General features: G+C 64.5%; 21 protein-coding genes, 1 tRNA gene and 1 pseudogene. 7 read left to right on the forward strand and 16 right to left on the reverse strand.

The window, feature by feature from the left end; all coding sequences use genetic code 11:
- Positions 1-1,239: 1,239 nt before the first annotated feature.
- The 10 genes and pseudogenes from QRN51_RS20105 to QRN51_RS20150 form a co-directional block, all read right to left on the reverse strand.
- Positions 1,240-1,316 (reverse strand) — tRNA-Pro (locus QRN51_RS20105).
- Positions 1,317-1,443: 127 nt separating this feature from the next.
- Positions 1,444-2,994 (reverse strand): ribosome biogenesis GTPase Der, encoded by a 1,551-nt coding sequence (gene der, locus QRN51_RS20110; RefSeq protein WP_284991602.1) that lies wholly within the window; start codon positions 2,992-2,994, stop codon positions 1,444-1,446.
- Positions 2,995-3,004: 10 nt separating this feature from the next.
- Positions 3,005-3,700 (reverse strand): annotated as a pseudogene (locus tag QRN51_RS20115) (lysophospholipid acyltransferase family protein).
- A gap of 28 nt (positions 3,701-3,728) precedes the next feature.
- Entirely contained in the window at positions 3,729-4,442 is a 714-nt protein-coding gene (cmk, locus tag QRN51_RS20120) for a (d)CMP kinase (protein ID WP_284991603.1), read from the reverse strand.
- Complete coding sequence (locus tag QRN51_RS20125; RefSeq protein WP_284991604.1) at positions 4,442-5,548, reverse strand: prephenate dehydrogenase; 1,107 nt, start codon at positions 5,546-5,548, stop codon at positions 4,442-4,444. Before QRN51_RS20125 ends, cmk begins: the two co-directional genes overlap by 1 nt.
- Positions 5,549-5,551: 3 nt before the next feature.
- Positions 5,552-6,802, reverse strand: coding sequence for a pseudouridine synthase (locus tag QRN51_RS20130; RefSeq protein WP_284991605.1), 1,251 nt, complete (start codon positions 6,800-6,802; stop codon positions 5,552-5,554).
- A gap of 165 nt (positions 6,803-6,967) precedes the next feature.
- Positions 6,968-7,633 carry an SMC-Scp complex subunit ScpB gene (gene scpB, locus QRN51_RS20135; protein WP_284991606.1) on the reverse strand — a complete coding sequence of 222 codons (666 nt, stop codon included), beginning with the start codon at positions 7,631-7,633 and terminating at the stop codon, positions 6,968-6,970.
- The gene (locus QRN51_RS20140) at positions 7,630-8,559 is read right to left on the reverse strand and encodes a segregation and condensation protein A (RefSeq protein ID WP_442880362.1); all 930 of its coding nucleotides are present in this window, start codon (positions 8,557-8,559) and stop codon (positions 7,630-7,632) included. The genes scpB and QRN51_RS20140 overlap by 4 nt, the downstream gene beginning before the upstream one ends.
- 5 nt (positions 8,560-8,564) lie before the next feature.
- On the reverse strand, positions 8,565-9,464 hold the full coding sequence (locus QRN51_RS20145) for a ParA family protein (RefSeq protein ID WP_284751736.1): 900 nt from the start codon (positions 9,462-9,464) through the stop codon (positions 8,565-8,567).
- 256 nt (positions 9,465-9,720) lie between these two features.
- A complete protein-coding gene (locus QRN51_RS20150) occupies positions 9,721-11,046 on the reverse strand; it encodes a cation:dicarboxylate symporter family transporter (RefSeq protein WP_284991607.1) in 1,326 nt (441 codons plus the stop codon).
- 152 nt (positions 11,047-11,198) lie between these two features.
- Between QRN51_RS20150 and QRN51_RS20155 the strand changes: the two genes are divergently transcribed.
- From QRN51_RS20155 to QRN51_RS20180, 6 genes are all read left to right on the forward strand, one after another.
- Entirely contained in the window at positions 11,199-12,866 is a 1,668-nt protein-coding gene (locus QRN51_RS20155) for a sensor histidine kinase (protein WP_284991608.1), read from the forward strand.
- A complete protein-coding gene (locus QRN51_RS20160; protein ID WP_284991609.1) occupies positions 12,863-13,576 on the forward strand; it encodes a response regulator in 714 nt (237 codons plus the stop codon). Before QRN51_RS20155 ends, QRN51_RS20160 begins: the two co-directional genes overlap by 4 nt.
- Positions 13,577-13,697: 121 nt before the next feature.
- A complete protein-coding gene (locus QRN51_RS20165; protein WP_284991610.1) occupies positions 13,698-14,339 on the forward strand; it encodes a GntR family transcriptional regulator in 642 nt (213 codons plus the stop codon).
- A gap of 10 nt (positions 14,340-14,349) precedes the next feature.
- Positions 14,350-15,870: an MmgE/PrpD family protein gene (locus tag QRN51_RS20170; protein ID WP_284991611.1), complete on the forward strand. Its 1,521-nt coding sequence runs from the start codon at positions 14,350-14,352 to the stop codon at positions 15,868-15,870.
- Positions 15,871-16,779: a methylisocitrate lyase gene (gene prpB / locus QRN51_RS20175; protein ID WP_284991612.1), complete on the forward strand. Its 909-nt coding sequence runs from the start codon at positions 15,871-15,873 to the stop codon at positions 16,777-16,779.
- Positions 16,780-16,849: 70 nt separating this feature from the next.
- Positions 16,850-18,001 carry a bifunctional 2-methylcitrate synthase/citrate synthase gene (locus tag QRN51_RS20180; protein ID WP_284991613.1) on the forward strand — a complete coding sequence of 384 codons (1,152 nt, stop codon included), beginning with the start codon at positions 16,850-16,852 and terminating at the stop codon, positions 17,999-18,001.
- Positions 18,002-18,116: 115 nt separating this feature from the next.
- Here the strand turns inward: QRN51_RS20180 and QRN51_RS20185 are convergent, their stop codons facing one another.
- From QRN51_RS20185 to QRN51_RS20200, 4 genes are all read right to left on the reverse strand, one after another.
- Complete coding sequence (locus QRN51_RS20185; RefSeq protein WP_284991614.1) at positions 18,117-18,917, reverse strand: hypothetical protein; 801 nt, start codon at positions 18,915-18,917, stop codon at positions 18,117-18,119.
- Between the two features lie 70 nt (positions 18,918-18,987).
- On the reverse strand, positions 18,988-19,524 hold the full coding sequence (locus QRN51_RS20190; RefSeq protein WP_059389169.1) for an NUDIX domain-containing protein: 537 nt from the start codon (positions 19,522-19,524) through the stop codon (positions 18,988-18,990).
- Positions 19,525-19,606: 82 nt separating this feature from the next.
- A complete protein-coding gene (locus QRN51_RS20195) occupies positions 19,607-20,941 on the reverse strand; it encodes a hypothetical protein (protein WP_284991615.1) in 1,335 nt (444 codons plus the stop codon).
- A gap of 2 nt (positions 20,942-20,943) precedes the next feature.
- Positions 20,944-21,453 carry an RNA polymerase sigma factor gene (locus QRN51_RS20200; RefSeq protein WP_284991616.1) on the reverse strand — a complete coding sequence of 170 codons (510 nt, stop codon included), beginning with the start codon at positions 21,451-21,453 and terminating at the stop codon, positions 20,944-20,946.
- A gap of 131 nt (positions 21,454-21,584) precedes the next feature.
- Here QRN51_RS20200 and QRN51_RS20205 point away from each other — a divergent pair, with 131 nt between their 5' ends.
- On the forward strand, positions 21,585-21,848 hold the full coding sequence (locus QRN51_RS20205; protein WP_284991617.1) for a hypothetical protein: 264 nt from the start codon (positions 21,585-21,587) through the stop codon (positions 21,846-21,848).
- 44 nt (positions 21,849-21,892) lie between these two features.
- On the opposite strand, the gene xerD is transcribed toward QRN51_RS20205, so the two are convergent.
- Positions 21,893-22,885, reverse strand: a complete 993-nt coding sequence (gene xerD, locus QRN51_RS20210; RefSeq protein WP_284991627.1) for a site-specific tyrosine recombinase XerD — start codon at positions 22,883-22,885, stop codon at positions 21,893-21,895.
- Complete coding sequence (locus tag QRN51_RS20215) at positions 22,858-23,520, reverse strand: NUDIX domain-containing protein (protein WP_284991618.1); 663 nt, start codon at positions 23,518-23,520, stop codon at positions 22,858-22,860. Before QRN51_RS20215 ends, xerD begins: the two co-directional genes overlap by 28 nt.
- Between the last annotated feature and the right edge of the window lie 24 nt (positions 23,521-23,544).

Below are 23,544 nucleotides of genomic sequence, written 5' to 3' on the forward strand. Positions count from 1 at the left end.
TGGATTCCCGGGTACTTTGCGTTAATCGGCTTCAGAACCGCGCTGTCCCGTTCTCTTCCTTCATCCGTTGGTTCAACAAGCTCTCCTAGCACGATGCCCATGGCGGTTTGAATTGGCTGACGCCGGTCGAAGTCCAGCTCTTCGAGGAGGCGCAGGTCATAAACCCGACCAGCCAGCTTACGTCGCCAATCGTCGTAGACGACCGCGATTCGGGTGGCATCAATAGATACAGCGTGCCTGTATCTGACAGGGCCCATATTGAGGCTCTTGAAACTCTTCTGCTGCTCATCAAAGTCCTCCTTGTTAATTTTGGTCCCGACTTTGATCGGCTCGTAACTACTAAAACATCTGGTCTGAGGTGACGGAGGGGACGAACCCGCGCCGAATCAGCCCCCGAGGCTGCCGATCTGTTGAGAGTCCCATCGAGTGCTCCCGTCACCCGCCAGGGACAAACAGTGGAACCAAGACAGTAAGCGGTCTTCAAGCCGAGAGTACGTCCAACCCATTGGCCATAGTACGAGGACTGGTAATCCTTACTTGCAACGGATCTTGTTTCCATAAGCTGTGGTGGTCCAATCGGTTCCTTGCCAGGTACCAGGCCCGTCCATCACGAATTTAACGGCCGCGACACTCTTGATTCCGTGCTTCCAATAAGCCTTGTCAAAGCCGAAGCCTTGGTCACTGTCAGCGACATGCATACCTCGAGCGCAAACTGTGGTGAAACGCAGATCTCAAAAAGGACCATTTAGAAGGCGCCCTCGGCGTCAAGCTACCTTTGGAATTGCCCGCCAGGTTGTCCCATGCTGCAAATTGATCTCTCGCGGTCTGTGCCCATGGCCTTGGAAATGAGTACGCCTTCCTCGGAGTGCACCGGATTCTGCGGGATCATTCCGCACCTCGACGCATGCGCCATCCTGACCTTCTTTGGTTTGGGAAAGCGCTTGCGACACCGCGAGTCACGTCGTTTCAACGCCTTGGCCCGTCAAAGAAGGTCAGGACGGCGTGTTCAGGTCGGGCGAGAATCTCGGGAACACCGTCGGATTCTGCCGGATCACTCTCTTCGCCGAAGTTGCCGGACCCGTGATTTCGCCGGTCCGAAGTTAATCCATTCGAGTGATTGAGCAGAATCCGACATCCCAGCGCTGACGATCCCTTCAGATGAGCGGAGTCCACGCACTCACTGCAACACCAACGCTTAAACGCAAAAGCCGTGGGAACCCTAGAGTTCCCACGGCTTTCTGGTCGGGCTGACAGGATTTGAACCTGCGACCCCTTGACCCCCAGTCAAGTGCGCTACCAAGCTGCGCTACAGCCCGTCAGTCCTGCCGTTCTCCGCCTAGGTTTTCACCTAGGCAGTCCGGCCGAACCACCTCAAAAAGCTTACACGATGTTCGAGGTTCTCAATGCCACCTTGGCGGGTGTCATCTGTGATGCGCGTCTCAATTAGCGCTTCTTGCCGCGCTTTTCGCGGACGCGCATGTTGACCTCGATCGGCGTGCCGTCGAAGCCAAAGGTTTCCCGCAGCCGGCGGGTGATGAACCGGCGGTATCCGGGGTCCAGGAAGCCCGTGGTGAAGAGCACGAACTTCGGCGGACGGCTGGACGCCTGGGTGCCGAACAGGATGCGCGGCTGCTTGCCGCCGCGGACCGGGTGCGGGTGGGCAGCCACGAGCTCGCCCAGGAACGCGTTGAGGCGTCCGGTGGGGATGCGCTTGTCCCAGCTCTCCAAGGCGAGGTCCAGTGCGGGCACAAGACGGTCCTTGTGCCAGCCGGTCTTGGCGGAGATGTTGACGCGCGGAGCCCATTCAACGTGTGCCAGGTCCTGCTCGATTTCACGCTCAAGGTAGCGGCGACGTTCGTCGTCGAGCAGGTCCCACTTGTTGAACGCGAGGACGAGCGCGCGGCCCGACTCGATGGCGAGCTGCAGGATGCGGACGTCCTGTTCGCTGAGCACCTCGTCAACGGCCAGGAGCACGACGGCGACCTCCGCCTTTTCGAGCGCGGCCTGCGTACGCAGGGAGGCGTAGAAGTCCGCGCCCTGCGCCATGTGCTGGCGGCGGCGGATGCCTGCGGTGTCCACGAAGCGCCACGTGCGGCCGCCGAGTTCGATGAATTCGTCCACGGGGTCGCGGGTGGTCCCGGCGAGGGGATCAACCACCACGCGCTCGGAGCCGGCCAGCTTGTTCAGCAAGGAGGACTTGCCGACGTTCGGGCGGCCGATGAGGGCAATGCGGCGGGGACCGCCGGAGCGCTCGACGCCTTCCACTGTGGAGAACTCCGGCAAGGTGTCCATGACGTGGTCCAGGAGGTCGGCAACGCCGCGGCCATGGAGGGCGGACACCGGGTACGGCTCGCCGAAGCCAAGGCCCCAGAGCGTTGCCGAGTCCGCTTCCTGCGCAAAGTCGTCCACCTTGTTGGCCACCATGATGACCGGCTTCTTGGACTTGCGCAGCATCTTCATGACGCCTTCGTCCGTGGCAGTGGCGCCAACGGCGGAGTCCACCACGAAGAGCACGGCGTCGGCCAGTTCCACGGCCATCTCGGCCTGCTCGGCGACGCGGGCGTGGATGCCCCTGGCATCGTGTTCCCAGCCACCGGTGTCCACCAGCGTGAAGTTGCGGCCGTTCCAGTGTGCCGAGTACATGACGCGGTCACGGGTAACGCCCGGGGTGTCCTCGACGACGGCCTCGCGGCGGCCAAGGATGCGGTTCACCAGCGTGGACTTGCCGACGTTGGGGCGGCCGATGATGGCCAGGACCGGGTCAAGCTTGAGGGGGCCGTCGTCGCCTTCGTCGTCGTAGAGTCCGCTCAGCAGGGCTGCGTCGTCCTCGTCGAGGTCGTAGTCTTCCAGGCCCGCCCGGAGGGAGGCTGCACGGAGTTCGGCTTCGTCGTCGTCCAGGGCGGCGAGGTTTTCAGCCACCTGGTCGGTGCCGGTGGGCGTGTATTCGTCGTCGCCGGCTCCGATGTTGCCGGATTTGTGAGTCGTATCGCTCATTGCACTTTCCTTAGTGGTGATCTGCCGGCGTCCCGGCTACTTCTTCTTGGCGGTGCTGCATTGGCTGTGGGCCGGTGCATTAGTCCCCCGGAAGGGACTGACCGGTGGTCTTGACGGCATCCTGGACGTGTCCAGCCAGCGCAGCGCGGATCTCCGCGGCCGCCCTGTCCATTGAAACACGCCCCGACTCGCCATTTCTGCGGGTCACATTCAAGGGGGCTCCGAAACTGACGTGCAGATGTCGGCGCAGCCTCGGAATGGAGTCACGGTGTTCGTCGCCGATCCGCGTTCCGAGGATAGCCACGGGAATCACTGTGGCCCCGGACATCAGCGCGAGCCATGCGACGCCGTTGCTGATGTTGCCGGCGGTGCCGCTCCCCCGCGTTCCTTCAGGGAGAATCCCCACGCAACGGCCGGCGTCGAGCACTTTCTTTCCGAGCTGGAGAGCCGAGCGGTCACCGGAGCGGTCGATGGAAATCTGCCCCGAGGCACGAAGCACCCGTCCAAGGAAACCCTTGAACATCTCTTTCTTGACCAGGATGTGCATGGCCCGCGGAGCCGCGCCGAACATCACCGGCCCGTCCAAGAAGCTGATGTGGTTGCCCGCGAAAATGACCGGGCCGGATTTGGGAACATTGGAACGTCCCGTTATCGCGGTCCGGTACAGGACATGGTCCAACAGCCAGCCAACAGGCCGGCTCCACATCATGGTCCAGCGCGCCGGGAGCCGGGCTTCAGTCACCGTAGATGACCTTGCCCACAATGCTCAGTGCCGTTTCGACGGTTTCTTCGAAGTCCAGCTCCGAGGAATCCAGCGTTACGACACCGTCGGCCGCTTGGGTGAAGTTCACCACAGTGGAGTCCTTGGCGTCGCGGTGGATCACTTGGGCGGCAAGCTGCTCCTGGCTCTGCGTCCCGCCCAACTGGAGGCCGCGGCGCCGCAGCCGCGCTTCCTCGCTGGCGGTCAGCAGCATGCGGACCTCCGCGTTGGGCGCGACGACGGTGGTGATGTCCCGTCCCTCCACCACCATGCGGCGGTGGTGCTGTTCGATCAGCTGGCGCTGTCGACGAATCAGTTCATTGCGGGCACCCAGGGTGGTCGCAACGGCGCTGACCGACGAGGAGATCCTCGGCTCGCGGATTTCCTCTGTGATGTCCACCCCGGCAACACTGACGTATTCGACGTTGGCGCTGGTGCTCAGTTCAAGCGGCAAATCCTTTGAGGCCTGCTCGACGGCGGCACCGTCGGCGAGGTCGATGCCGGTCTTGAGGCAGTACCAGGTCAAAGCACGGTACATCGCACCCGTGTCCAGATAGGCGAGCTTCAAGCGCCGGGCAACTTCCTTGCTGACGCTGGACTTGCCGGAGCCGGACGGGCCGTCGATGGCGACAACGAGCGGCTTGCCCGGGCGTACTACGGTCTCCGGACCGAATAGTTCACGTGTCATTACTGGAGTACCCGCCATCCACGGTCGGTCAAGGCTTCAACAAGGAGGTCATGTTTGTTGGGCATGACTGAAAGTTCCACCATGCCAACGTTCTGCCCGGACGAGTGATCCAGGCGGAGGTCTTCGACGTTGACGCCGATCTCGCCGATCTCCGTCAACAGCCTGGCGATCTGCCCGGGCCGGTCGTCTACCAGAACTGTAAGCCATGAATATGCCTGCGGGGGTCCGCCGTGCTTTCCCGGGATCCGGGCCTGCCCGGCGTTGCCTTCGCTGATGAGCTGGGCAAGGTCCAGCCGCGCACCGGGGGCTGTGGGATCCTCCAAGGTACCGATCAGACGGTTGAGGTCCTCACGGACACCATGGAGGATATCCACCATCTTGGCCGCATTGTTGCCAAGGATCTGCACCCAAAGGGTGGGATCGCTGGCAGCAATCCTCGTGGTGTCCCGCAGCCCGTTGCCGGCCAGGGACAGCGCGTGGAGCGGTGTCCCCTGCAAACGGCTTGCGAGAAGCGATGACATCACTTGGGGCAAGTGCGACACCAACGCAACGGCTTCATCGTGCTCCTCCGCCGTGAACTGGGAGACTATTGCCCCCAAGTCCCCGGCAAGGGAACGCGCAGTCTGAAGCGCGTCGGCACTGGTCTCGTCGGACGGGCACAGGACCCAGGGCATGGACGTGAAGAGCTCGCCGCGGGCAGCGACGGGCCCCGACTTCTCGCGCCCAGCCATCGGGTGCGTCCCCACGTAGCGGGACAGGTCCACTCCACGCGCACGGAGATCGGCCTGGATTGCCAGCTTGACGCTGGCAATGTCCACCACAACGGCCTCCGGGTATTCACCCAGGGCACGCTCGACGACGTCGGCCGTCACGTCCGGTGGCGCCGCGACGACAACCAGCTGGGGCGGATTCGCAAGCTCGGACAGAGGCCTGCCCGCACCGATATCCACGGCGACGGCCTGGTTGGTTGGCGAGGGGTCCGAAAGGAACACCGAGACACCCCGGCCACGCAGGCCGAGACCGATGCTGGCTCCGAGCAGCCCGGTGCCGAAAACGACCACCGGGCCGTCAAGGTGGCCCCGGCCGTGCGAGTGGAATGCCGACATGCCTTACAGTCCTACGGAGGCCAGGAGGTGTCCGACTTCCTGCTTGCCGAGGTTGCGGATGCTGCCCTGGCGCTGGTCGCCCAGGCCGATGGGACCGATCTTGACGCGCACAAGGCGAAGCACGGGGAACCCTACGGCTTCGAACAAACGGCGGACAATACGGTTCTTGCCGGAGTGCAGCACAACCTCGATCAGCACGTGGCCCGGAGTGGAGTCCACGAGCTTGAAGGAGTCGACGGAAGCGATGCCGTCTTCGAGCTCGATGCCGGCCTTAAGCTGCGCACCGACGCCCTGCGGGAATGGACCGCGGACCTGTACCAGGTACGTCTTGGGCACCTCGTAGGAGGGGTGCGTCAGGCGGTTGGCGAGTTCGCCGTCGTTGGTCAGCAGCAGCAGGCCCTCAGTGGCGACGTCAAGGCGGCCGACGTGGAAGAGACGCTCGCCCTTGTTCTTGGCGGACTTCAGGAAGTCGCTGATGCAGGGACGGCCTTCGGGGTCTTCCATGGTGGAGACGACGCCCTTGGGCTTGTTGAACACCATGTAGAGCATGGTGTCATCGAGCTGGATCCGGATGCCGTCCACGTGGATCACGGCGGTCGCGGGATCCACACGCATGCCGAGCTCGGTGGTGAGCTGGCCGTTGACCTCGACGCGGCCTTCCTCGATCATTTCCTCGCACACGCGGCGGGAAGCCACGCCTGCCTGGGCCATGACCTTCTGCAGGCGCACGCCATCGGCGTCGTGCTGCTCGGACTGCGCCACCTCGCCGCGGCGGCCGCGGGGCTTGCGGATCGGGCCAAGGTTCTGGCCGAAGCGCTCACTGCCGAAGGCGCGGGAAGCGTACTGCTTCTTGTTGCTGGCCTTGGGCTTCAATGCGCCCGGGGTGCCCGGAGCCTTGCCGAAGCCGGGCTTGTTGGAGCCCGGCTTCCGGGGGGCCTTGGCCGGCCTTGCGTCTTGGCGGCCGGCGTCGTCACGACGCCCGTAGCCTCCGGCCGACGTGGGGTTGTCCGGATCGAAGGGGCGCTCTTCACGCGGACGAGTGGGCTTGAAGGGGCGTTCTCCGCCCGGGGAGAAGCTGCGCTTACTGCCTCCGGAGGCGCCTCCGGCTCGGCTTGCGCCACCCCGGCCGGCACCGAAGCCGCTGCCTCCTGTACGGCCGGCGCTGCTGCGGCCTGAGTCTTGCGACTCGTTGCGTCCGGAATTGTTTCGTCCCGAACTATTACGTGGTGAACCCTGGCGTCCCGCCTGTGTCATGACCCGTCCTTTTGTTATGGTGGCCGGCTTGTTCTTTCTCAACATTAGCCAGCCGGACAGAGGATATCTGCCCTGTGTGAACTCTGCCCGCTACTAGCCCGGGCGTTTGTAGATCCTTGCAATATTGAGTTGTTTTGCCTTGCCTGCCGCCGCGGGTTCCCGCGGCTACATGCGTTCGGCGTCGAAGAACTCCTCGATGCCCTCCAGCCCCGGAAGGTGGGGGGACAATTGAGGCAGTTCCGCCACCGAGCCAATGCCCATGCGCTCGAGGAAATACGAGGTGGTCCGGTAAAGGATGGCCCCCGATTCAGGATCAGTACCCGAGTCCTCGATCAGCCCGCGTTGGACAAGGGTCCTGACGACTGAATCGACATTGACGCCGCGGATGGCCGACACCCTGGCCCTGGAAACCGGCTGCCGGTACGCGATGACCGCCATGGTTTCAAGGGCTGCCTGCGTCAGCCGCGCGGTCTGGCCTTCGAGAACGAACCTGCCCACGACGTCGGCAAATTCCGCGCGTGAATAGATCCGCCACCCGCCGGCAACGTTCCGCAACTCAAAACCCCGGGGTGCAGCGCTGGCACGTGCATCAATGTGCAAGTCATCAGCGTCCCTGCCCGGGGCTTTAACAGTATAGCCGCTATACTCCTGCCGCAGTCCCTCCAGCAAATCCTCGACGACGGCGACCGTCACGTTGAGCCCGGCAGCGAGCTCTTCCGCGGTGGCCGGTTGGTCGATCACCATCAGGACGGCTTCGAGGGCCGCGCGGGCGCCTCCGGGCAGGGCCTCAAGCTCGGCGAGGCCGTCCCCGCCTGTATCCTGCTCGCTCACAGCGGTTCCTCTCCTTGGTCGACCTGCTCGTATTCGTCGCTCACATTGTCGCTGCTCCACCCTTCGGGGCGCCCTGTCCAGCGGACGGTCAGTTCTGCGAGCGGACCCGGCTGGTCAAACGCCACCACACGGTCGCGGAACAGCTCGAGGAGCGCCAGGAACCGGACCACGACAACAAGCGTGGACTCAGCGTCCGCGATCAGCGCCCTGAAGGATTGTGGCTGGCCGCGCTGCAGGCGGTACCCGATGATCTCGGCTTGTTCCTTGACGCTGACGGGTGTTCCGTGAAGGTGGTCGAGCCCGACTTCCTCTGGCGTGTTGTCCTTCGGCGCGAGGGTCTTGGCCGCCAGCGCGGCGAACTGTTCGGGCGTGTGGCGCCAAATCAGCTCGGGCAACATTGCAGCGAAATGCCCTTCCAACGCAACTTGCCGCGGGAAGCGCCGGGCTTCGGACTCCAAGGTGCCGGACATGATCGCAGCCACCTGCTTGAAGGCCTTGTACTGCAGGAGCCGGGCGAAAAGAAGATCCCGGGCTTCCAGCAAGGCAATGTCCTCGGCGTCTTCCACTTCGCCCGCCGGCAGGAGCCTTGCGGCTTTGAGGTCCAGGAGGGTCGCGGCGATGACCAGGAATTCGCTGGCCTCATCCAGCGCCCAGTCCTCCCCCAACTCCTGCAACCGCCGGATGTATTTGATGAACTCGTCCGTGACGGTGGCCAGCGCAACTTCCGTGATGTCCAGCTTGTGCTTGGAGATCAAGCCGAGCAGGAGATCGAAGGGGCCGGTGAAGTTCGCCAGCCGGACCTCGAAGCCGCCCTTTCGTCCCGAAGGCGCGGCTCCGGCGTCGTCCGTGTTACTCCCGGAGGAGTACGACGGCGGCGCGTCGCCCACCAGGACGGGCCCGGCTTCAGGGGTGAGTGGCTCTGCCACGCGGGCTAGGGTGCGCCGCCGCGCGAAATCAGTTCCTTGGCCAGGCGGCGGTAGGCGTCGGCACCGATGTGGTTTCCCGCGTAGCTGGTGATCGGCTCCGCGGCGACCGTGGCGTCGGCGAATTTGATGGAACGCTTGATGACCGTCTCGAAGACCTTGTCCCCGAACGCCTCCACGAGCCTCGAAATGACTTCGCGACTGTGCAGGGTGCGCGCGTCGTACATCGTGGCGAGCACGCCGTCCACTTGAAGGCGCGGGTTCAAGCGGTCCTGGACCTTTTCGATCGTTTCGACGAGCAGTGCCACCGCGCGGAGGGCGAAGAATTCGCAGATCAGCGGGATGATGACGCCATGCGCAGCCGTCAGTGCATTGACCGTCAGGAGGCCTAGGGACGGCTGGCAGTCGATGAGCACGACGTCGTAATCGTCCTCGACGCTCTTGAGGGCGCGGTCAAGCACTTGCTCGCGGGCTACCTCGTTGACCAGCTGGACCTCGGCGGCGGAGAGGTCGATGTTCGCCGGTAGGAGGTCGATGCCTTCGACGCCGGTCTTCTGGATGGCGTCACGGATGTCCACCTTGCGGTCCATCAGGACGTTGTAAACGGTGAGGTCGAGCTCGTGCGGGTTCGCGCCCAGGCCTGCGGAAAGGGCTCCCTGCGGATCGAAGTCAACGAGCAGGACGCGACGGCCGAATTCTGCGAGCGCGGCGGCGAGGTTGATGGTTGACGTGGTCTTGCCCACGCCACCCTTCTGGTTGACCATGGCGATGACCCGGGCCGGGCCATGCGAGGCCAGCGGCGCGGGTTCGGGGAAGTCGCGGTACGGGCGGCCCGTTGGCCCCATGACGGCGTCTTCCAGATCGAAATCCGTGCCCTCCAGCGTAGTTGTTCCCCGTTCGCTGCTCACGTATTTATCCACTCTCTCCACGACGGTCATTTCCTGCGGCTGTCTCCAGCACCAGCACTGCTCCCCACCTAGGCTACAGCGCCCGACACGGCATTTTGCGGAACTTGACATTGCCCGCAATTTGAGCCTTTACCTTCTAGCTGAGGTAGAAGGTTGGGCCCGCGTGCCGTAAAACATGCAATCAAAAGCAGGCAAGGCAGGTCCCCTGGCGGGTTCCTGCCTTGCCTGCATGGATGCTTCCGAACGGCGTGCCGGACTAAGCGGCCACGGCCTCTTTCACCTCGGGTTCAGCATGGTGGCTGATCATGGTCAACTCGTCGAAAGGCGTCGCACCGGACAAGACGTTGGTGACCTGGTTGCGGTCGATTTCCTTGACCCAGGTACCGATCAACACGGTGGCGACGGCGTTGCCCGTGAAGTTGGTCAAAGCGCGGGCTTCGGACATGAAGCGGTCGATGCCGACGATCATCCCGACGCCGCCCAGCAGTTCGGGCCGGTGTGCCTGCAGGCCCGCGGCGAGGGTGGCCAGGCCGGCTCCGGAAACGCCGGCCGCTCCCTTGGACGCAATGATCATGAAGACCAGCAGCGATACCTGGGCGCCGAGGTCCAGCGGAATACCCATGGCGTTGGCGACGAACAGCGAGGCCATGGTCAGGTAGATGGCAGTTCCATCGAGGTTGAAGGAGTAGCCGGTAGGCACCGTGACACCAACAACCGGCTTGGAAACGCCGAGGTGCTCCATCTTGGCGATGAGCCTGGGCAGCGCCGCTTCGGAGGACGAGGTGGAGAAGATGAGCAGGTACTCGCGGGCCAGGTACTTCATCAGCTGGAAGATGCTGACGCCTGCCACAACCCGGAGCAAGGTGCCGAGCACCACGACGATGAACAGCGCGCAGGTGATGTAGAACGCAACCATCAGGGTGAGCATTCCGAAAATTGCCTTCACGCCGGTGGCACCGACCACTGCGGCGATCGCACCGAAGGCGCCGACCGGAGCCAGCCACATGATCATGATGAGGATCCGGAAAACGAGTGCCTGCCCGTGCTGGATTGCCTTGAGGACCGGCTGGCCCTGGGACCCCATCCGTTGCAGCGCGAAGCCCACCAGGATGGCGGCCAGGAGCGTCGGCAGGACCGGAATGTCTCCGGGGATGATGCCCAGCAGGAAATCGGCGGTGCTGTTCGTGGCAGCCTTCGCATTGGGGTCGTACGGGATTAGTTTCAGGCCCTCGCCCGGGTGGATGATGTTGCCAACGACCAAACCGATGGCGAGCGCGAAGGTGGACATCACCAGGAAGTAGATGAGTGCGAGCCCACCGACCTTGCCAACCGTGGCAGCCTTGGCGATCGATCCGATGCCCAGGACGATGGTGCAGAAGATGACGGGGGCGATCATCATCTTGATGAGCTTGATGAAGCCGTCACCCAAGGGCTTGAGGGATTTACCCACTTCCGGGAAAAGCAAGCCGACGACGGCGCCCAGCACAACTGCGGCGATCACGGCGATGTAGAGGTAATGCGACTTGTCCAGCCCCTTGCGCCCGGCCTTCGCGGGTGCAATCTCTCCTCTTTGAGAGGTCATGGCTTTGCTCCTTATAGATACTCTGGAAAGCGCCGTGGTCCCTGCAAAATGTCCCTGCGTCGCTCTGCTGTGATACCCATCATTAGGCGCGGCGTGACATGTATCACTGTTGCGTTCATATTGGTCACAGGATGGCCCGCAGAAAGGAGCACGTGATCCGACGCTGGAGCATTGCCCGCAGACTCTTTGTGGCGAATCTACTGTTCGTGCTGGCGCTCACCGCCATCGTGGGCACGGCTGCCTTCCTGGACGCGAGGGACCGGGCCTACAACGACGCCGGCCAGCGCATGCAGGCAGTGGCCGCCGCGATCGCAGCCAATCCGCTCGTGCTCCAAGCAGCCGGCACGCCGAATCCATCCGCCACCCTACAGCCGTACGCCCAGGTGGTGACGGCCAATGCCCATGCCGATTTCATCACCATCATGGCTCCGGACCGGACCCGCTGGACCCATCCGAACCCCGACGAAATCGGCAAACCGTACATCGGCACCATCGATCCTGCCCTCTGCGGCCAGACATTCACCGAAGTCACCGCCGGCACCCTGGGCCCGTCCGTGCGCACCATCGTCCCCGTGGAGGATCCATCCGGCAAAGTCCGGGCCCTCGTGGCGGCGGGTGTCACGGTGCGCACCGTGGATGTCGCCGTGTCAGCACGACTCACGGCGATCATCGGCATCTCCCTGGCCATGCTCGCAGGCGGCTCCCTCGCCTCGTGGCTATTGGGGCGGTACCTGCGCTCGGTCACCAGGGGCTGGGGACCGGAGCAATTGGCGCAGTTGTTCGCGTATTACGAGTCCGTCCTGCATTCGGTCCGCGAAGGCGTGGTCCTGATCGACACCGGCGGCAGGGTTGTCATGTACAACGACCAGGCCGCGGAACTGCTGGGACTGGAACGGTCCGACGTCGATCCCGCGGCGGAAGCCGTCCCACGCCTGTCTGATCTGCCACTCGATCCCAGCCTCCACCGCCTCTTCGAGTCCGGCCGGACGGCGCACGACGAGATCCACCTCACCGGCTCGCGCATCCTGGTGGTGAACCAGGCGCCGGCAGTGGGGCCGCCCGGAATGAGGGGCCGGCAGCGGCCTGCGGTGTTCGGGACCGTAGCCACGCTCCGGGACAGGACGGAAATCGAGTCCCTGGGCAGTGAACTCGAAACCATGAAGACCCTGTCTGACGCCTTGCGGGCCCAGACTCATGAACACGCCAACCGGCTGCACACCATCGTGTCCCTCATGGAGCTCGGGCGTACCTCCGATGCCTTGGACTTCGCCACCAAGGACTTGGAACTGAGTCAACAACTGACCGACCACCTCGTGGCGTCAGTGGACGAGCCCGTCCTGAGCGCGCTCATCATGGGGAAGTCGGCCGAGGCGCACGAACGCGGAGCGGAGCTGACGGTCACAGTGACCGGCGGGGACGGCCTCCAGGGCCTGGCAGTGCAGGACCTTGTGACGATTTTGGGAAACCTGCTGGACAACGCCCTCGACGCGGCAGCCGCCGCTCCCCCGCCGCGCAAAGTGGAACTGGGCATCGACTCCGGACCTGAAGGAACCACCTTCACGGTTGTCGATTCCGGCCACGGGATCGATCCCGGCATCGTGGACGACGTCTGGCAGTACGGATACAGCACCAAGGCGGCGGGAATCGGACAGGCCGGGCAGCCCGGAGCCCCTTCCCGCGGCGTGGGCCTCGCCCTGGTCCGGCAAGCTGTGCAGCGGCTTGGCGGTACGCTGTCCATCAGCGACTCCACGAGCGCCTTGGGCGGCGCGTTCTTCCGCGTAGTGCTCCCGGTGCCGGACTCCAGGAAAGAAGCCGAATGACCGAAATCCGCGTCCTCGTTGTCGAGGACGAACCCATCGCCGCCGATGCCCATGGCGTCTACGTGGGCCGAATCGACGGTTTTACCGTCGCGGGAACGGCCCCGGACGGACAGTCGGCCCTGCGGCTACTCAACGAATTCGCCGTTGCCGGCCAGCCTGTGGACCTCGTCCTGCTGGACATGAACCTGCCGGATCTGCATGGACTGGATGTTGCCCGCCGAATGCGCGCTTCGGGACTCCTTGCGGACATCATCGCCATCACCGCCGTCAGGGAAGTGAACATTGTCCGGAGCGCGGTGTCGATCGGCGTGGTGCAGTACCTCATCAAGCCGTTCACGTTCGCCACCTTCGCGGACAAACTCGCCAGTTACCGCGCCTTCCGCGAACAACTCGCCGCACCGGCGTCGGGCGCCCGGGCGAGCGGAGCATCGCAAAGCGATGTGGACCAGGCGTTTGCCAGCCTCCGCGCACCCACCGAAGTCCCACTGCCCAAGGGGCTTTCCGCCCATAGCCTGGAGTCCGTCAAAGACCTCCTGGCCAGCCTTGGCCGGCCGGTGTCCGCAAGCGAGGCAACTGTCGCCCTTGGGATGTCCCGGGTTACAGTACGCCGCTATCTCGAGTACCTGGCCGACGCCGGTATGGTCACGCGGAATGCGCGATACGGCACTCCGGGACGTCCGGAGAACGAGTACCGCTGGAACCGGAGTTAGTCCACAATTCACCGGTGGATGTATACACAGATCGATCATCGGGCGAGCATTCGCCAGAAAAGCTAGGCTTGATCGCTGTTTATGTATACACTGAGGACGTCCGCCCAGTGAAGGAGGGTCCATGCGTGCCAGCGACAAAGCCTATGCGGCCCTGCGCGAAGACATCATTGAGTGGCGCCTGGCACCCGGAACGGTCCTCGCGGAAGTGGAGCAGTCCGAACGCCTGGGCGTGTCCCGCACGCCGGTCCGGGAGGCGCTGGGCCGGCTCAGCGCCGAAGGGCTGACGACGGCGGCAGGCGGCCGCGGCGTCGTCGTCACCGATATCTCGCTGGAAGACATCGACGAACTGTTCGAGCTGCGCGAAACCCTGGAAGGCAAAGCCGCCGCCCTGGCCGCGGTGCGCGGCGAACGCCCGGTGTTCGAGCGGCTCCACGCCGAGCTCCTCCGGGCCCCGGAGATGCTCAACGACAGCGACCCCGCACGGCACGACTACTACGCCCTCGTGGGAAGGCTGGATGAGGCGATCGACGAGGCCATCTCCAATTCCTACCTCGCCCAGGCCATGCGGGCCCTGCGCGTCCACCTCGTGCGGGTCCGCCGCCTCGCGGCCGACGACGCCGAACGCCTCCAAGCCGCCGCGGCAGAGCACGCCGCGATCGCCGAAGCCATCGCGGCAGGCAACCCCCGGCTCGCCGAAGCCGCCACCACCGTCCATCTGCACCGCAGCCTTTCCCACGTCAAAGCCACCCACACACCTCACTAAAAGGAGCACCATGGTGAAGAACAACCACGTCCGCGTCTACAAGAGCGAAGAGAACCTTCCCCGCGAGCAGCAGCTGGCGCACAAGATCGCCACCGTCGCCGCCGACCCCGTCGACGTTCTTCCCCTCGTCACGGAGATGGTCATCAACCGGATCATCGACAACGCCTCCGTCGCCGTTGCCTCCCTCAACCGGGCCCCGATCATCGCCGCCCGGGCGCAGGCCCTGACCCACGCACCGACCACCAACGGCAAAGGCGCCTCCGTCTTCGGAATCAGCGACAAGGTCTCCCCCGAGTGGGCCGCCTGGGCCAACGGCGTCGCCGTACGCGAACTCGACTACCACGACACGTTCCTGGCCGCCGACTACTCCCACCCGGGCGACAACATCCCGCCGATCCTCGCCGTTGCCCAGCATGTCGGCGCGGGCGGCAAGGACCTGATCCGCGGCATCGCCACCGGCTACGAAATCCAGGTTGACCTGGTCAAGGCCATCTGCCTGCACAAGCACAAGATCGACCACGTCGCCCACCTCGGCCCCTCCGCCGCCGCCGGCATCGGCACCCTCCTGGGCCTGGACGTCGAGACGATCTTCCAGTCCGTCGGCCAGGCCCTGCACACCACCACCGCCACACGCCAGTCCCGCAAGGGCGAAATCTCCACCTGGAAAGCCCACGCCCCCGCGTTCGCCGGGAAAATGGCCGTCGAAGCCGTGGACCGCTCCATGCGCGGCCAGACCTCCCCCGTGCCGATCTACGAAGGCGAAGACGGCGTCATCGCCTGGATGCTGGACGGCCCGGACGCCTCCTACGAGGTCCCGCTGCCCGAGGCCGGGGAGCCCAAGCGCGCCATCCTGGACACCTACACCAAGGAACACTCCGCCGAATACCAGGCCCAGGCCTGGATCGACCTCGCCCGCAAACTCCACAAAGAGCACCCCGAAGCCACGGACCCGGCCAACGTGGCCTCCGTGCTGATCAAGACCAGCCACCACACGCACTACGTGATCGGCTCCGGCGCCAACGACCCCCAGAAATACTCGCCCACCGCGAGCCGGGAAACCCTGGACCACTCCATCCCCTACATCTTCACCGTCGCGCTGCAGGACGGTGCCTGGCACCACGTGGACTCCTACAGCCCGGAACGCGCCGGACGGGCGGACACCGTGGAACTCTGGCACAAGGTCACCACCGTGGAAGACCCCGAATGGACCCGCCGCTACCACTCCCTGGACATCGCGGAAAAGGCCTTCGGCGGCACCGTGGTCATCACCCTCACGGACGGCACCGTGATCACCGAGTCGATCGCCGTGGCCGACGCCCACCCGCTCGGCGCCCGGCCCTTCGCCCGCCAGCAATACATCGACAAGTTCCGCACCCTCGCGGCCGGGCTGGTGGAAGAGGCCGAGATCGAAAGGTTCCTCGCCGCCGCCGAGCGCCTCCCGGACCTGGGCCCGGGCGAACTGGACCAGCTGAACATCACCGCCGCCCCGGGCGTCATCGACCTCGCCGCCGCACCGAAGGGACTGTTCTAGATGCTCTACTCCAAGACGACCCCGGAGCAGAAGCGCCTCAAGCTCCGGGACCTGCTGGACTCCGGGACCATCGCCCAGTTCCCCGGGGCTTTCAACCCGCTCTCGGCGCGCCTGATCGAGGAGAAGGGCTTCCCCGGCGTCTACATCTCCGGTGCCGTCCTCGCCAACGACCTCGGCCTGCCGGACATAGGACTCACCACCCTCACGGAGGTCGCCACCCGCGCAGGGCAGATCGCCCGCATGACCGAGCTCCCGTGCCTCGTGGACGCGGACACCGGATTCGGCGAACCGATGAACGTGGCCCGCACCATCCAGGAGCTCGAAAACGCCGGGCTGGCCGGTTGCCACATCGAGGACCAGTTCAACCCCAAACGCTGCGGGCACCTGGACGGCAAGAACGTGGTCGACGTCGACACCGCCGCCAAGCGCATCCGCGCAGCGGCCGACGCCCGCAGGGATCCGAACTTCCTCATCATGGCCCGGACCGACATCCGCGCCGTCGACGGCATCCAAGCCGCCCAGGAACGCGCCAAAGCACTCGTCGACGCCGGCGCAGACGCGATCTTCCCGGAAGCCATGAAAGATCTCAGCGAGTTCCAAGCCATCCGTGATGCAGTGGATGTGCCGATCCTGGCCAACATGACCGAGTTCGGCAAAAGCGAACTCTTCACCGTGGAACAACTCCAGGGCGTCGGCGTGAACATGGTGATCTACCCCGTCACCCTGCTCCGCATTGCCATGGGGGCTGCAGAGCGTACGCTGGAAACGATCAAGGCCACTGGAACGCAGGAGGCGCAGGTGGAGAACATGCTCACCCGTGCGCGCCTCTATGACCTCGTGGACTACGAGGCCTACAACCACTTCGACACGAGCGTTTTCAACTTCCAGGTTCCTGGGCTCAGCCGGTAACTGGATCAACCAAGGGATGCAGGCGATCCGGCTATTCCGGAGTGCTTGCCGACGAACGAAGGAGGACAGCATGGTTGCTGTTGAGATCAAGAAAGGCCTGGCCGGCGTCGTGGTTGACTACACCGCGATCTCCAAGGTCAACCCGGACACCAACTCGCTGTTGTACCGCGGTTACCCCGTGCAGGAACTCGCCGCCAAATGCAGCTTCGAAGAAGTCGCCTACCTGCTGTGGAACGGTGAACTGCCCACTCCGGAGGAACTTGCTGAGTTCACTGCCCGCGAGCGCGCGGGCCGCGCCCTTGACCCGGTGGTGAAGCAGGTCATCGATGCGCTGCCGACGACGTCCCACCCCATGGATGTCTGCCGGACGGCCGCTTCGGTGCTGGGAGCCCGGCACCCTCTCGCCGAGGTTTCCACGCCCGAGGCCAATATGGCCAAGGCCATTGACTTGTTCGCCGCCATGCCGGCGGTGGTCGCCTACGACCAACGCCGTCGGCGCGCGGACGGGCAAACAATCGAACCCGTGGCACCGCGGGACGATTTGGGTTACTCCGCCAATTTCCTGTGGATGACCTTCGGCGAGGACCCGGTGGACGAGGTCGTGAAGGCGTTCAACGTCTCGATGATCCTCTACGCCGAGCACTCCTTCAACGCCTCCACCTTCACGGCACGGGTTGTCACCTCCACCCTTTCGGACCTGCACTCCGCGGTCACCGCGGCGATCGGCGCCCTCAAGGGCCCGCTGCACGGCGGCGCCAACGAGGCCGTCATGCACACGTTCGAGGAAATCGGCATCCGCACCGAGGAATCGCTCGATGACGCCGCCTCCCGGGCGAAGACCTGGATGGAACACGCCCTCGCGCAGAAGAAAAAGGTCATGGGATTCGGTCACCGCGTCTACAAGCACGGCGACTCCAGGGTGCCCACCATGAAGGCCGCGCTGGACAAGATGATCGCCCACTACGGCCGGCCCGAGATCCTGGGCCTGTACAACGGCCTCGAGCAGGCGATGGACGAGGCCAAGGCGATCAAGCCCAACCTCGACTACCCCGCCGGACCCACCTACCACCTCATGGGATTCGACACTCCGACCTTCACCCCGCTGTTCGTCGCCAGCCGCATCACCGGATGGACCGCGCACATCATGGAGCAGCTCGGATCAAACTCCCTGATCCGCCCGCTCAGCGAATACAACGGCGTGGACGAACGGCACCTGCCGTAGTTCCACCTGCACGACGGCGGGCCGGTCACCTCCCCACGAGCCCCCTGACCTCGCAAGCTCGGCCAGGGAACCCGGCTTCGCGTGGGCCCAGGCCGGCCCGCCGTCGTTCCAGTCGCTATTGAGTCAGCTGCAGGCTGGTGATCATCCGCTTGAGCTTCTGGTATTCCGGTGTCTGCAAGTACTGCGTGGCTTCCGCCATGGTGCTGAAGGTGCGGGCGCCAAGGGCTTGGGGCCCGTCCGTGGCGAAAGACAGCGTGCCTTTGGGAGCGCCGGCCACGAAGGAGTACATCAGGCAGCTGTCCTGCACTTCCCCGCTGGACTTGTCCACGAGACCGATTTGATAGCCGACGCCCTTGCCTTGGGCCGTCTGATCCAGCACGCGGTAGGAGAACCTGGCCTGGGCGGTGGTCACCCACTGGCCCTTCAGTGACGTGGCAGCCGTGTCGAGCTCCTTTTGCTTGTACGTTCCTGGCCCGCATGCCCCGCCTACGCCGCCGCCCGTGCCGTAGTAGAACTTCGCCACCACACTGCCCGACTCATCGCTCACCTGGATTCCGGATGCGGGATTACTGGCGGTGCCTGCTGGAACATCGGCGGCCGTCCATCCCGAAGGAAGATCGAACTGCACGTGGGCGCTGGTGCTGACGAAGCTCGCCCACCCGGAGCCCGCCGTCGCTGGTGTTGATGCTGTCGGTTCTTCCGTAGCGGCCGTTGAAGCCGAGGCCGTGGCCGACGCCGATGGGGCAGTCGTCGCAGGGGCCGTCGTAGCTGCTGTTGCCGGTAGCTGGCTTCCGCTCCGGGATTGTCCCTGGGACCCAAGGTTGGCGGCAACGAGGAATCCCGCTGCAAGGACCGCTGCGGCAAGGGCCACCAACACGATGATTCTCAGTCTCCGCATCTTCTGTCTGGAATCCACCGTTCCCCCTTTGTCGGTTAGCGCCCGAAGTGGGCGTCTATCGTGTAAGTTTCCGCAAGACGCCCCGAGGTTACAGCCCGGGCACCCAATTCCGCGCGGACCCACCAGCTGCTGCTCCGTCGTTGTTCCAGTCTGCGTGGAAGACCTCGGCCACGTTCTCGTTGTCATCTGCGAGCACCACGCGCACATCCATGCGCCGGCCATTCATCATCGCGGGAAGCCAGTGCTCGGCGTCGGCCCACATGTGAGCTACCGGCAGGTCCTCCGCCGGGTACCACTGGGGCGTGATCTCGTCGCTCTCGGAAGGCTCCCCCACCCAGGATTCGGAAAGGAACACGGTAGTAAACATGTTCCATTCGGGCTTGGCAGGGAAAACAAAGTCCACAGTTCCCGCGGCCACCAGGTCGTCCGGCTCAACATCGACGTAGACTTCCTCGCGGACTTCCCGGCAGATCGCCTCAACGGCGGTCTCGCCCTCCTCCACATGGCCGCCGACGCCTACTACTTTGCCCTTGCCGAAGCCGGTGCGCTTGCGTCCCAGAAGGACCTCCCGGCCGCCATCGACCTCGCGGAGGAGAAAACAGAGGGTCACGTGTGCGGCTGTCATGGCATCAAGACTACGACTGCGTCGCCCCCGAAGAACGACGCCGGGCCGCTCACCTAAGGTGGCCCGGCGTCGCGCCGTGTCTCTAGCCCACCTTGGTGATCGTGAGCGAAGTGATGACCGCCTTGAGGTCTTTATAGGCTTGTGTCTGGGTAAAGGCCGCGGCTTCTCCGATGGTGGTGAATTTGTAAAGACCCCAGGAAGGCCCTCCCAGTGGACGGCGATCGGTGAAGCTAAAGAACTTCAAGGGACCGGGTCCTGCTACCGCGAGGTCAAGGACGCAGCCTATTCCGTCCTGTCCGGCGATACGGTTGGTAATTCCTATCCCTGCCTGAACCGGACCCCCGTCATTTGCGGCTGAGGTCATTGCGACATACACGAATCTCGGTGTGCCCTGGGCCGGCGACGCCAGGTCCGTCGGCAGCCCGGTCATGGGCTGACTGTCGAGGATCTTGTAGGGCGCCCTGTTTTGGCAGCCGCTGGTGCTCCAGTCATTGGTGTCGCCGAAGGCCAGCCGTGCCGTGTACTGGCCGCTGGAATCCGTGAGGGCGGTTCCCGGGCCGTTTGTGAGGGCAAGGCTGCCGGACGGATCGGCCAGTTGCCACGATGCCGGGTAATTGAAGCTCACTCTATAACCCGTGGACCGGTCCTCGTACGTCTTGAGACCTTCGGCAGCGAGTGATCCTGGCTCCGGGGAACCCACCAGATCGGGACGAAGCTCCACTGGGATTCCGTTGGTGACGAACGCCTTGTCCATGAATTGCTCAGCCGTCAGCCGATCGTTGTTGGACGCTGCGCCTGCCCAGTTCCCAAGGCTGGTTTCCTGCACATAGCTCCCGTTGACAAGCTTGGCGATCCAGAACCAGTCCCCCGGTTCCGGGTTCGGATTGTCGCTTGGTGCGGGCGCCATGATGCTCATCCATCCGGCCTTGCAGCCCACAAGCCGGAGAACCGGTTTCAGCTGCTCCAATGAAGTCATGGCGCCCGTCAGGTTCTGAATCGAGCACTCACCGTGTCCGACGCCGGCAAGTGACGTGGGCGCCGCCGTCGGGCCTGCTGTCTCGCTCGGGCTCGCCGTCGGGCTGGCTGTGCCGGCCGCCGTAGCTGTGGCCGTCGGTGGCGCGCTCGGCGTCATGGAGGACGTGCCGGCCGGATCCGGGACTGCAGTGATCGAACCCAAGTGCGCTGCCACGAGCACCCCTGTGGTCACCGCGGCAGCGGCCATCGTCAGCAATCCTGCAATCCTGGCATTCCGCAGCCGGCGTCCAGCCGCCATGGACCGAACGTTCGGCGGCAGCTTGTCAGGACCGTTCCCGGGAGAAGCCAGCACCCGGACCAAAGCCGCCTCTGCATCCGGCACCGCGCCAACTCCGCTGCGCAACGGATCGGCCCCCTCAATCAATTCTCTGATCGGATCCATCCCTATGCCCCCAACTTCTGTGCCACCGCGCCGCTACCGGCCGGCAGTAGCTTTCGGAAAGCCTCCCGCGCCCGGTGCAACCGCACCTTCGCGGCCGACTCTCCGCACTGCAGGACCGCCGCGATCTCTACCATCGTCATTTGATCCCAGTACGCCAACTGCAGGATGTCCCGGTCTTTCTCCCGCATGGAATCCAACACCTCATCCACCAGCGAGTATCCGTTTCCGGCCCCGTCGCCGGAAACCACGGACTCACGGAGGCGCTCATGCAGTGCTACCTGGCGCCGATGGCTCCGATAAGCGTTTCCCAGAAGATTTCTCGCCACCGTGAACAACCAGGCCACATCCACCGATGACGCCTCATCCCACTTCTGCCAAGCGACCCGAAATACGTCCGCAGCCAACTCTTCGGCCACATGCGGATCCTCCACACGTCGCCGCACAAAACGGAAGATGCGCGGGTACGTATCCCTATGCAGCGCAACGAACGCCGATTCCCCCTCGGAAAGCACAATCCCCCACCCTCAATCCGAAACCCCAACCAAACCCTGGCCAACTGTATAGTTTCCGGCACGAGCCCGCAGGTTACAGCGCTGCCACGCCAACCGGACCAGCAAGAGCCGCCGGTTGCTAAAGTGTCGCCGTGAGCCAAGAGGGGAACGAGCAAGCCTCCGAGGCCTGGCTGCCTGGCTGGCTGGTCCGGCATCCGCTCTACTCCGGGTGGATATGGACCGGATTCTGGGCGTTGTTGATCGTCCTCGACGAATTCCTACGCTCCCGGCCTCATCTGAGGCGGGTGGTTGTCGGCTTGGCGCACCCGGGCCTTCTGCTCGTAGCCGGCCTCGGCATGTCCATTCTGGCGCTGTTCCTGAACGCGGTGGAACTGACCTTCAAGGTCTTGGCGTAACCGGCACCGAACTGCGTGCAGTGTCCAGCGGGTGGCGCAATGCGTCAGCCTAGGGCTCGCGGATGCGCAGCCGCATACACTTCACGCAAAGTGTCGGCAGTGACCAAGGTGTACACCTGCGTGGTGGTCACCGAGGCGTGGCCCAGGAGCTCCTGAACCACCCGGACGTCAGCGCCGCCCTCAAGCAGATGCGTGGCGAAAGAATGCCGGAGGGTGTGCGGGGAGACGTCCTTGGTGATGTTGGCCTTCTCGGCCGCGGTCTTGAGAATAGTCCAGGCGCTCTGCCGGCTGATCCGGCCTCCGCGGGCATTCAGGAACAGCGCCGGCGTGCCTTTTCCTTTCGCGGCCAACGCAGGCCTTCCGCGAACCACGTAGGACCCGACGGCGCGTGCACCGTAAGACCCCAGAGGAACCAGGCGCTCTTTGGAACCTTTTCCGAAGAGCCGCACGATCGCAGGACCATCGGCTTCCGCTTCGAGCGAGACATCGTCGACGTCAAGGCCTACAGCTTCGCTGATGCGGGCACCTGTGGAGTAGAGGAACTCCAAGAGCGCGCGGTCCCTCAACCCGGTGGCGGTGTCGGCACCGGCAGCCTCAAGTATGCGGGTCACTTCGCCGACGCTAATTGCCTTCGGCAGACGCTTGCCGGGCATTGGCGGGTGGACATCGCTGGCGGGGTCCGCCGTCGTCGTCCCCTCCAGGGCCCAAAACTTGTGCAGCCCCCGGACGGCAACCACGGTGCGGGCCGCAGAGCGGACGCCGAGGGCGGCGCCCCCATCGGAACCGTCTGCCAACGCCTGCGCAAAGGCGGTGACGTCACGCCGGGAGATATTGCCCGGGTTGTCGACGCCGGACGCGGCCAGGAAGTTCGAATAGCGGGACAGGTCCCGTCGGTATGCGGACAGAGTGTTGCTTGCAAGGCCTCGTTCCACGCCGAGGTGTTGCAGGTAGTCCGTGACGGCCCGGTCAATGGCGGTCCGGACCCTGGTCTCCGCGAGCTGGGGCACGGTCAGCGCTGGCTCGGGTGGGCGGGCCAGGGAGCGTCGGCCGGCCGCAGGTTCCTGAAGCCGTCGGCGCGTGCGGCGGCGGCCGCGAGTATCCCGACGACGGCGGACGGGTTATGCAGGCGGCCCTCGAGGACCGCCGAAACCGCCTCGTCAAGCGTGACCCACACGAGTTCGATTTCGGCCTCTTCATCCGTGCGGACGTGCCGTTCCGCCTCGGGAACGTCTCCCAATCCGCGTGCCAGATAGATGCGAATCGCCTCGCTCGAGGAGCCGGGCGAATTGAAGAAGTCCGCGAGGACATTCCACGTGGCAGCCGTAAGATCGGCCTCTTCCGCAAGCTCCCTGGCCGCGCCGACCACGAAGTCCTCGCCGGCCACGTCAAGAAGCCCGGCAGGAATCTCCCACAGGTCCATGCCCACCGGGTGGCGGTATTGCTTGAGCAACAGGATCTCGCCGTCGACATTCATCGGCAGCACCGCGACGGCGCCGGGATGATCGATGTAGTCGCGGACCAAAGTGCCCGTGTCTTCGCCGAGCTCGAAGGCGTCACTGACGACGTCCCAAATACGGCCTTCATAGACCTTGCTGGACGACAAAAGACGACGCGGGCTCGGCATGTCCGAAACCTTCCGAAAAGTGCTGGGGGTTTCAGAAATACCGGGCATCGCGCCGTCCTTCGTTTGTGTGAG

The organism is Arthrobacter sp. efr-133-TYG-120, assembly GCF_030209785.1.
Lineage (GTDB): Bacteria > Actinomycetota > Actinomycetes > Actinomycetales > Micrococcaceae > Arthrobacter.

Excerpts from the sequence above, each read along its gene's own strand:
- prpB (WP_284991612.1), top strand. The coding sequence starts at position 15,871 with ATGCTCTACTCCAAGACGACCCCGGAGCAGAAGCGCCTCAAGCTCCGG.
- QRN51_RS20180 (WP_284991613.1), top strand. The coding sequence starts at position 16,850 with ATGGTTGCTGTTGAGATCAAGAAAGGCCTGGCCGGCGTCGTGGTTGAC.
- der (WP_284991602.1), bottom strand. The coding sequence starts at position 2,994 with ATGAGCGATACGACTCACAAATCCGGCAACATCGGAGCCGGCGACGAC.
- QRN51_RS20125 (WP_284991604.1), bottom strand. The coding sequence starts at position 5,548 with ATGTCGGCATTCCACTCGCACGGCCGGGGCCACCTTGACGGCCCGGTG.
- QRN51_RS20165 (WP_284991610.1), top strand. The coding sequence starts at position 13,698 with ATGCGTGCCAGCGACAAAGCCTATGCGGCCCTGCGCGAAGACATCATT.
- QRN51_RS20195 (WP_284991615.1), bottom strand. The coding sequence starts at position 20,941 with ATGGATCCGATCAGAGAATTGATTGAGGGGGCCGATCCGTTGCGCAGC.
- QRN51_RS20170 (WP_284991611.1), top strand. The coding sequence starts at position 14,350 with ATGGTGAAGAACAACCACGTCCGCGTCTACAAGAGCGAAGAGAACCTT.
- QRN51_RS20150 (WP_284991607.1), bottom strand. The coding sequence starts at position 11,046 with ATGACCTCTCAAAGAGGAGAGATTGCACCCGCGAAGGCCGGGCGCAAG.
- QRN51_RS20190 (WP_059389169.1), bottom strand. The coding sequence starts at position 19,524 with ATGACAGCCGCACACGTGACCCTCTGTTTTCTCCTCCGCGAGGTCGAT.
- QRN51_RS20215 (WP_284991618.1), bottom strand. The coding sequence starts at position 23,520 with ATGCCCGGTATTTCTGAAACCCCCAGCACTTTTCGGAAGGTTTCGGAC.
- QRN51_RS20160 (WP_284991609.1), top strand. The coding sequence starts at position 12,863 with ATGACCGAAATCCGCGTCCTCGTTGTCGAGGACGAACCCATCGCCGCC.
- QRN51_RS20130 (WP_284991605.1), bottom strand. The coding sequence starts at position 6,802 with ATGACACAGGCGGGACGCCAGGGTTCACCACGTAATAGTTCGGGACGA.
- cmk (WP_284991603.1), bottom strand. The coding sequence starts at position 4,442 with ATGACACGTGAACTATTCGGTCCGGAGACCGTAGTACGCCCGGGCAAG.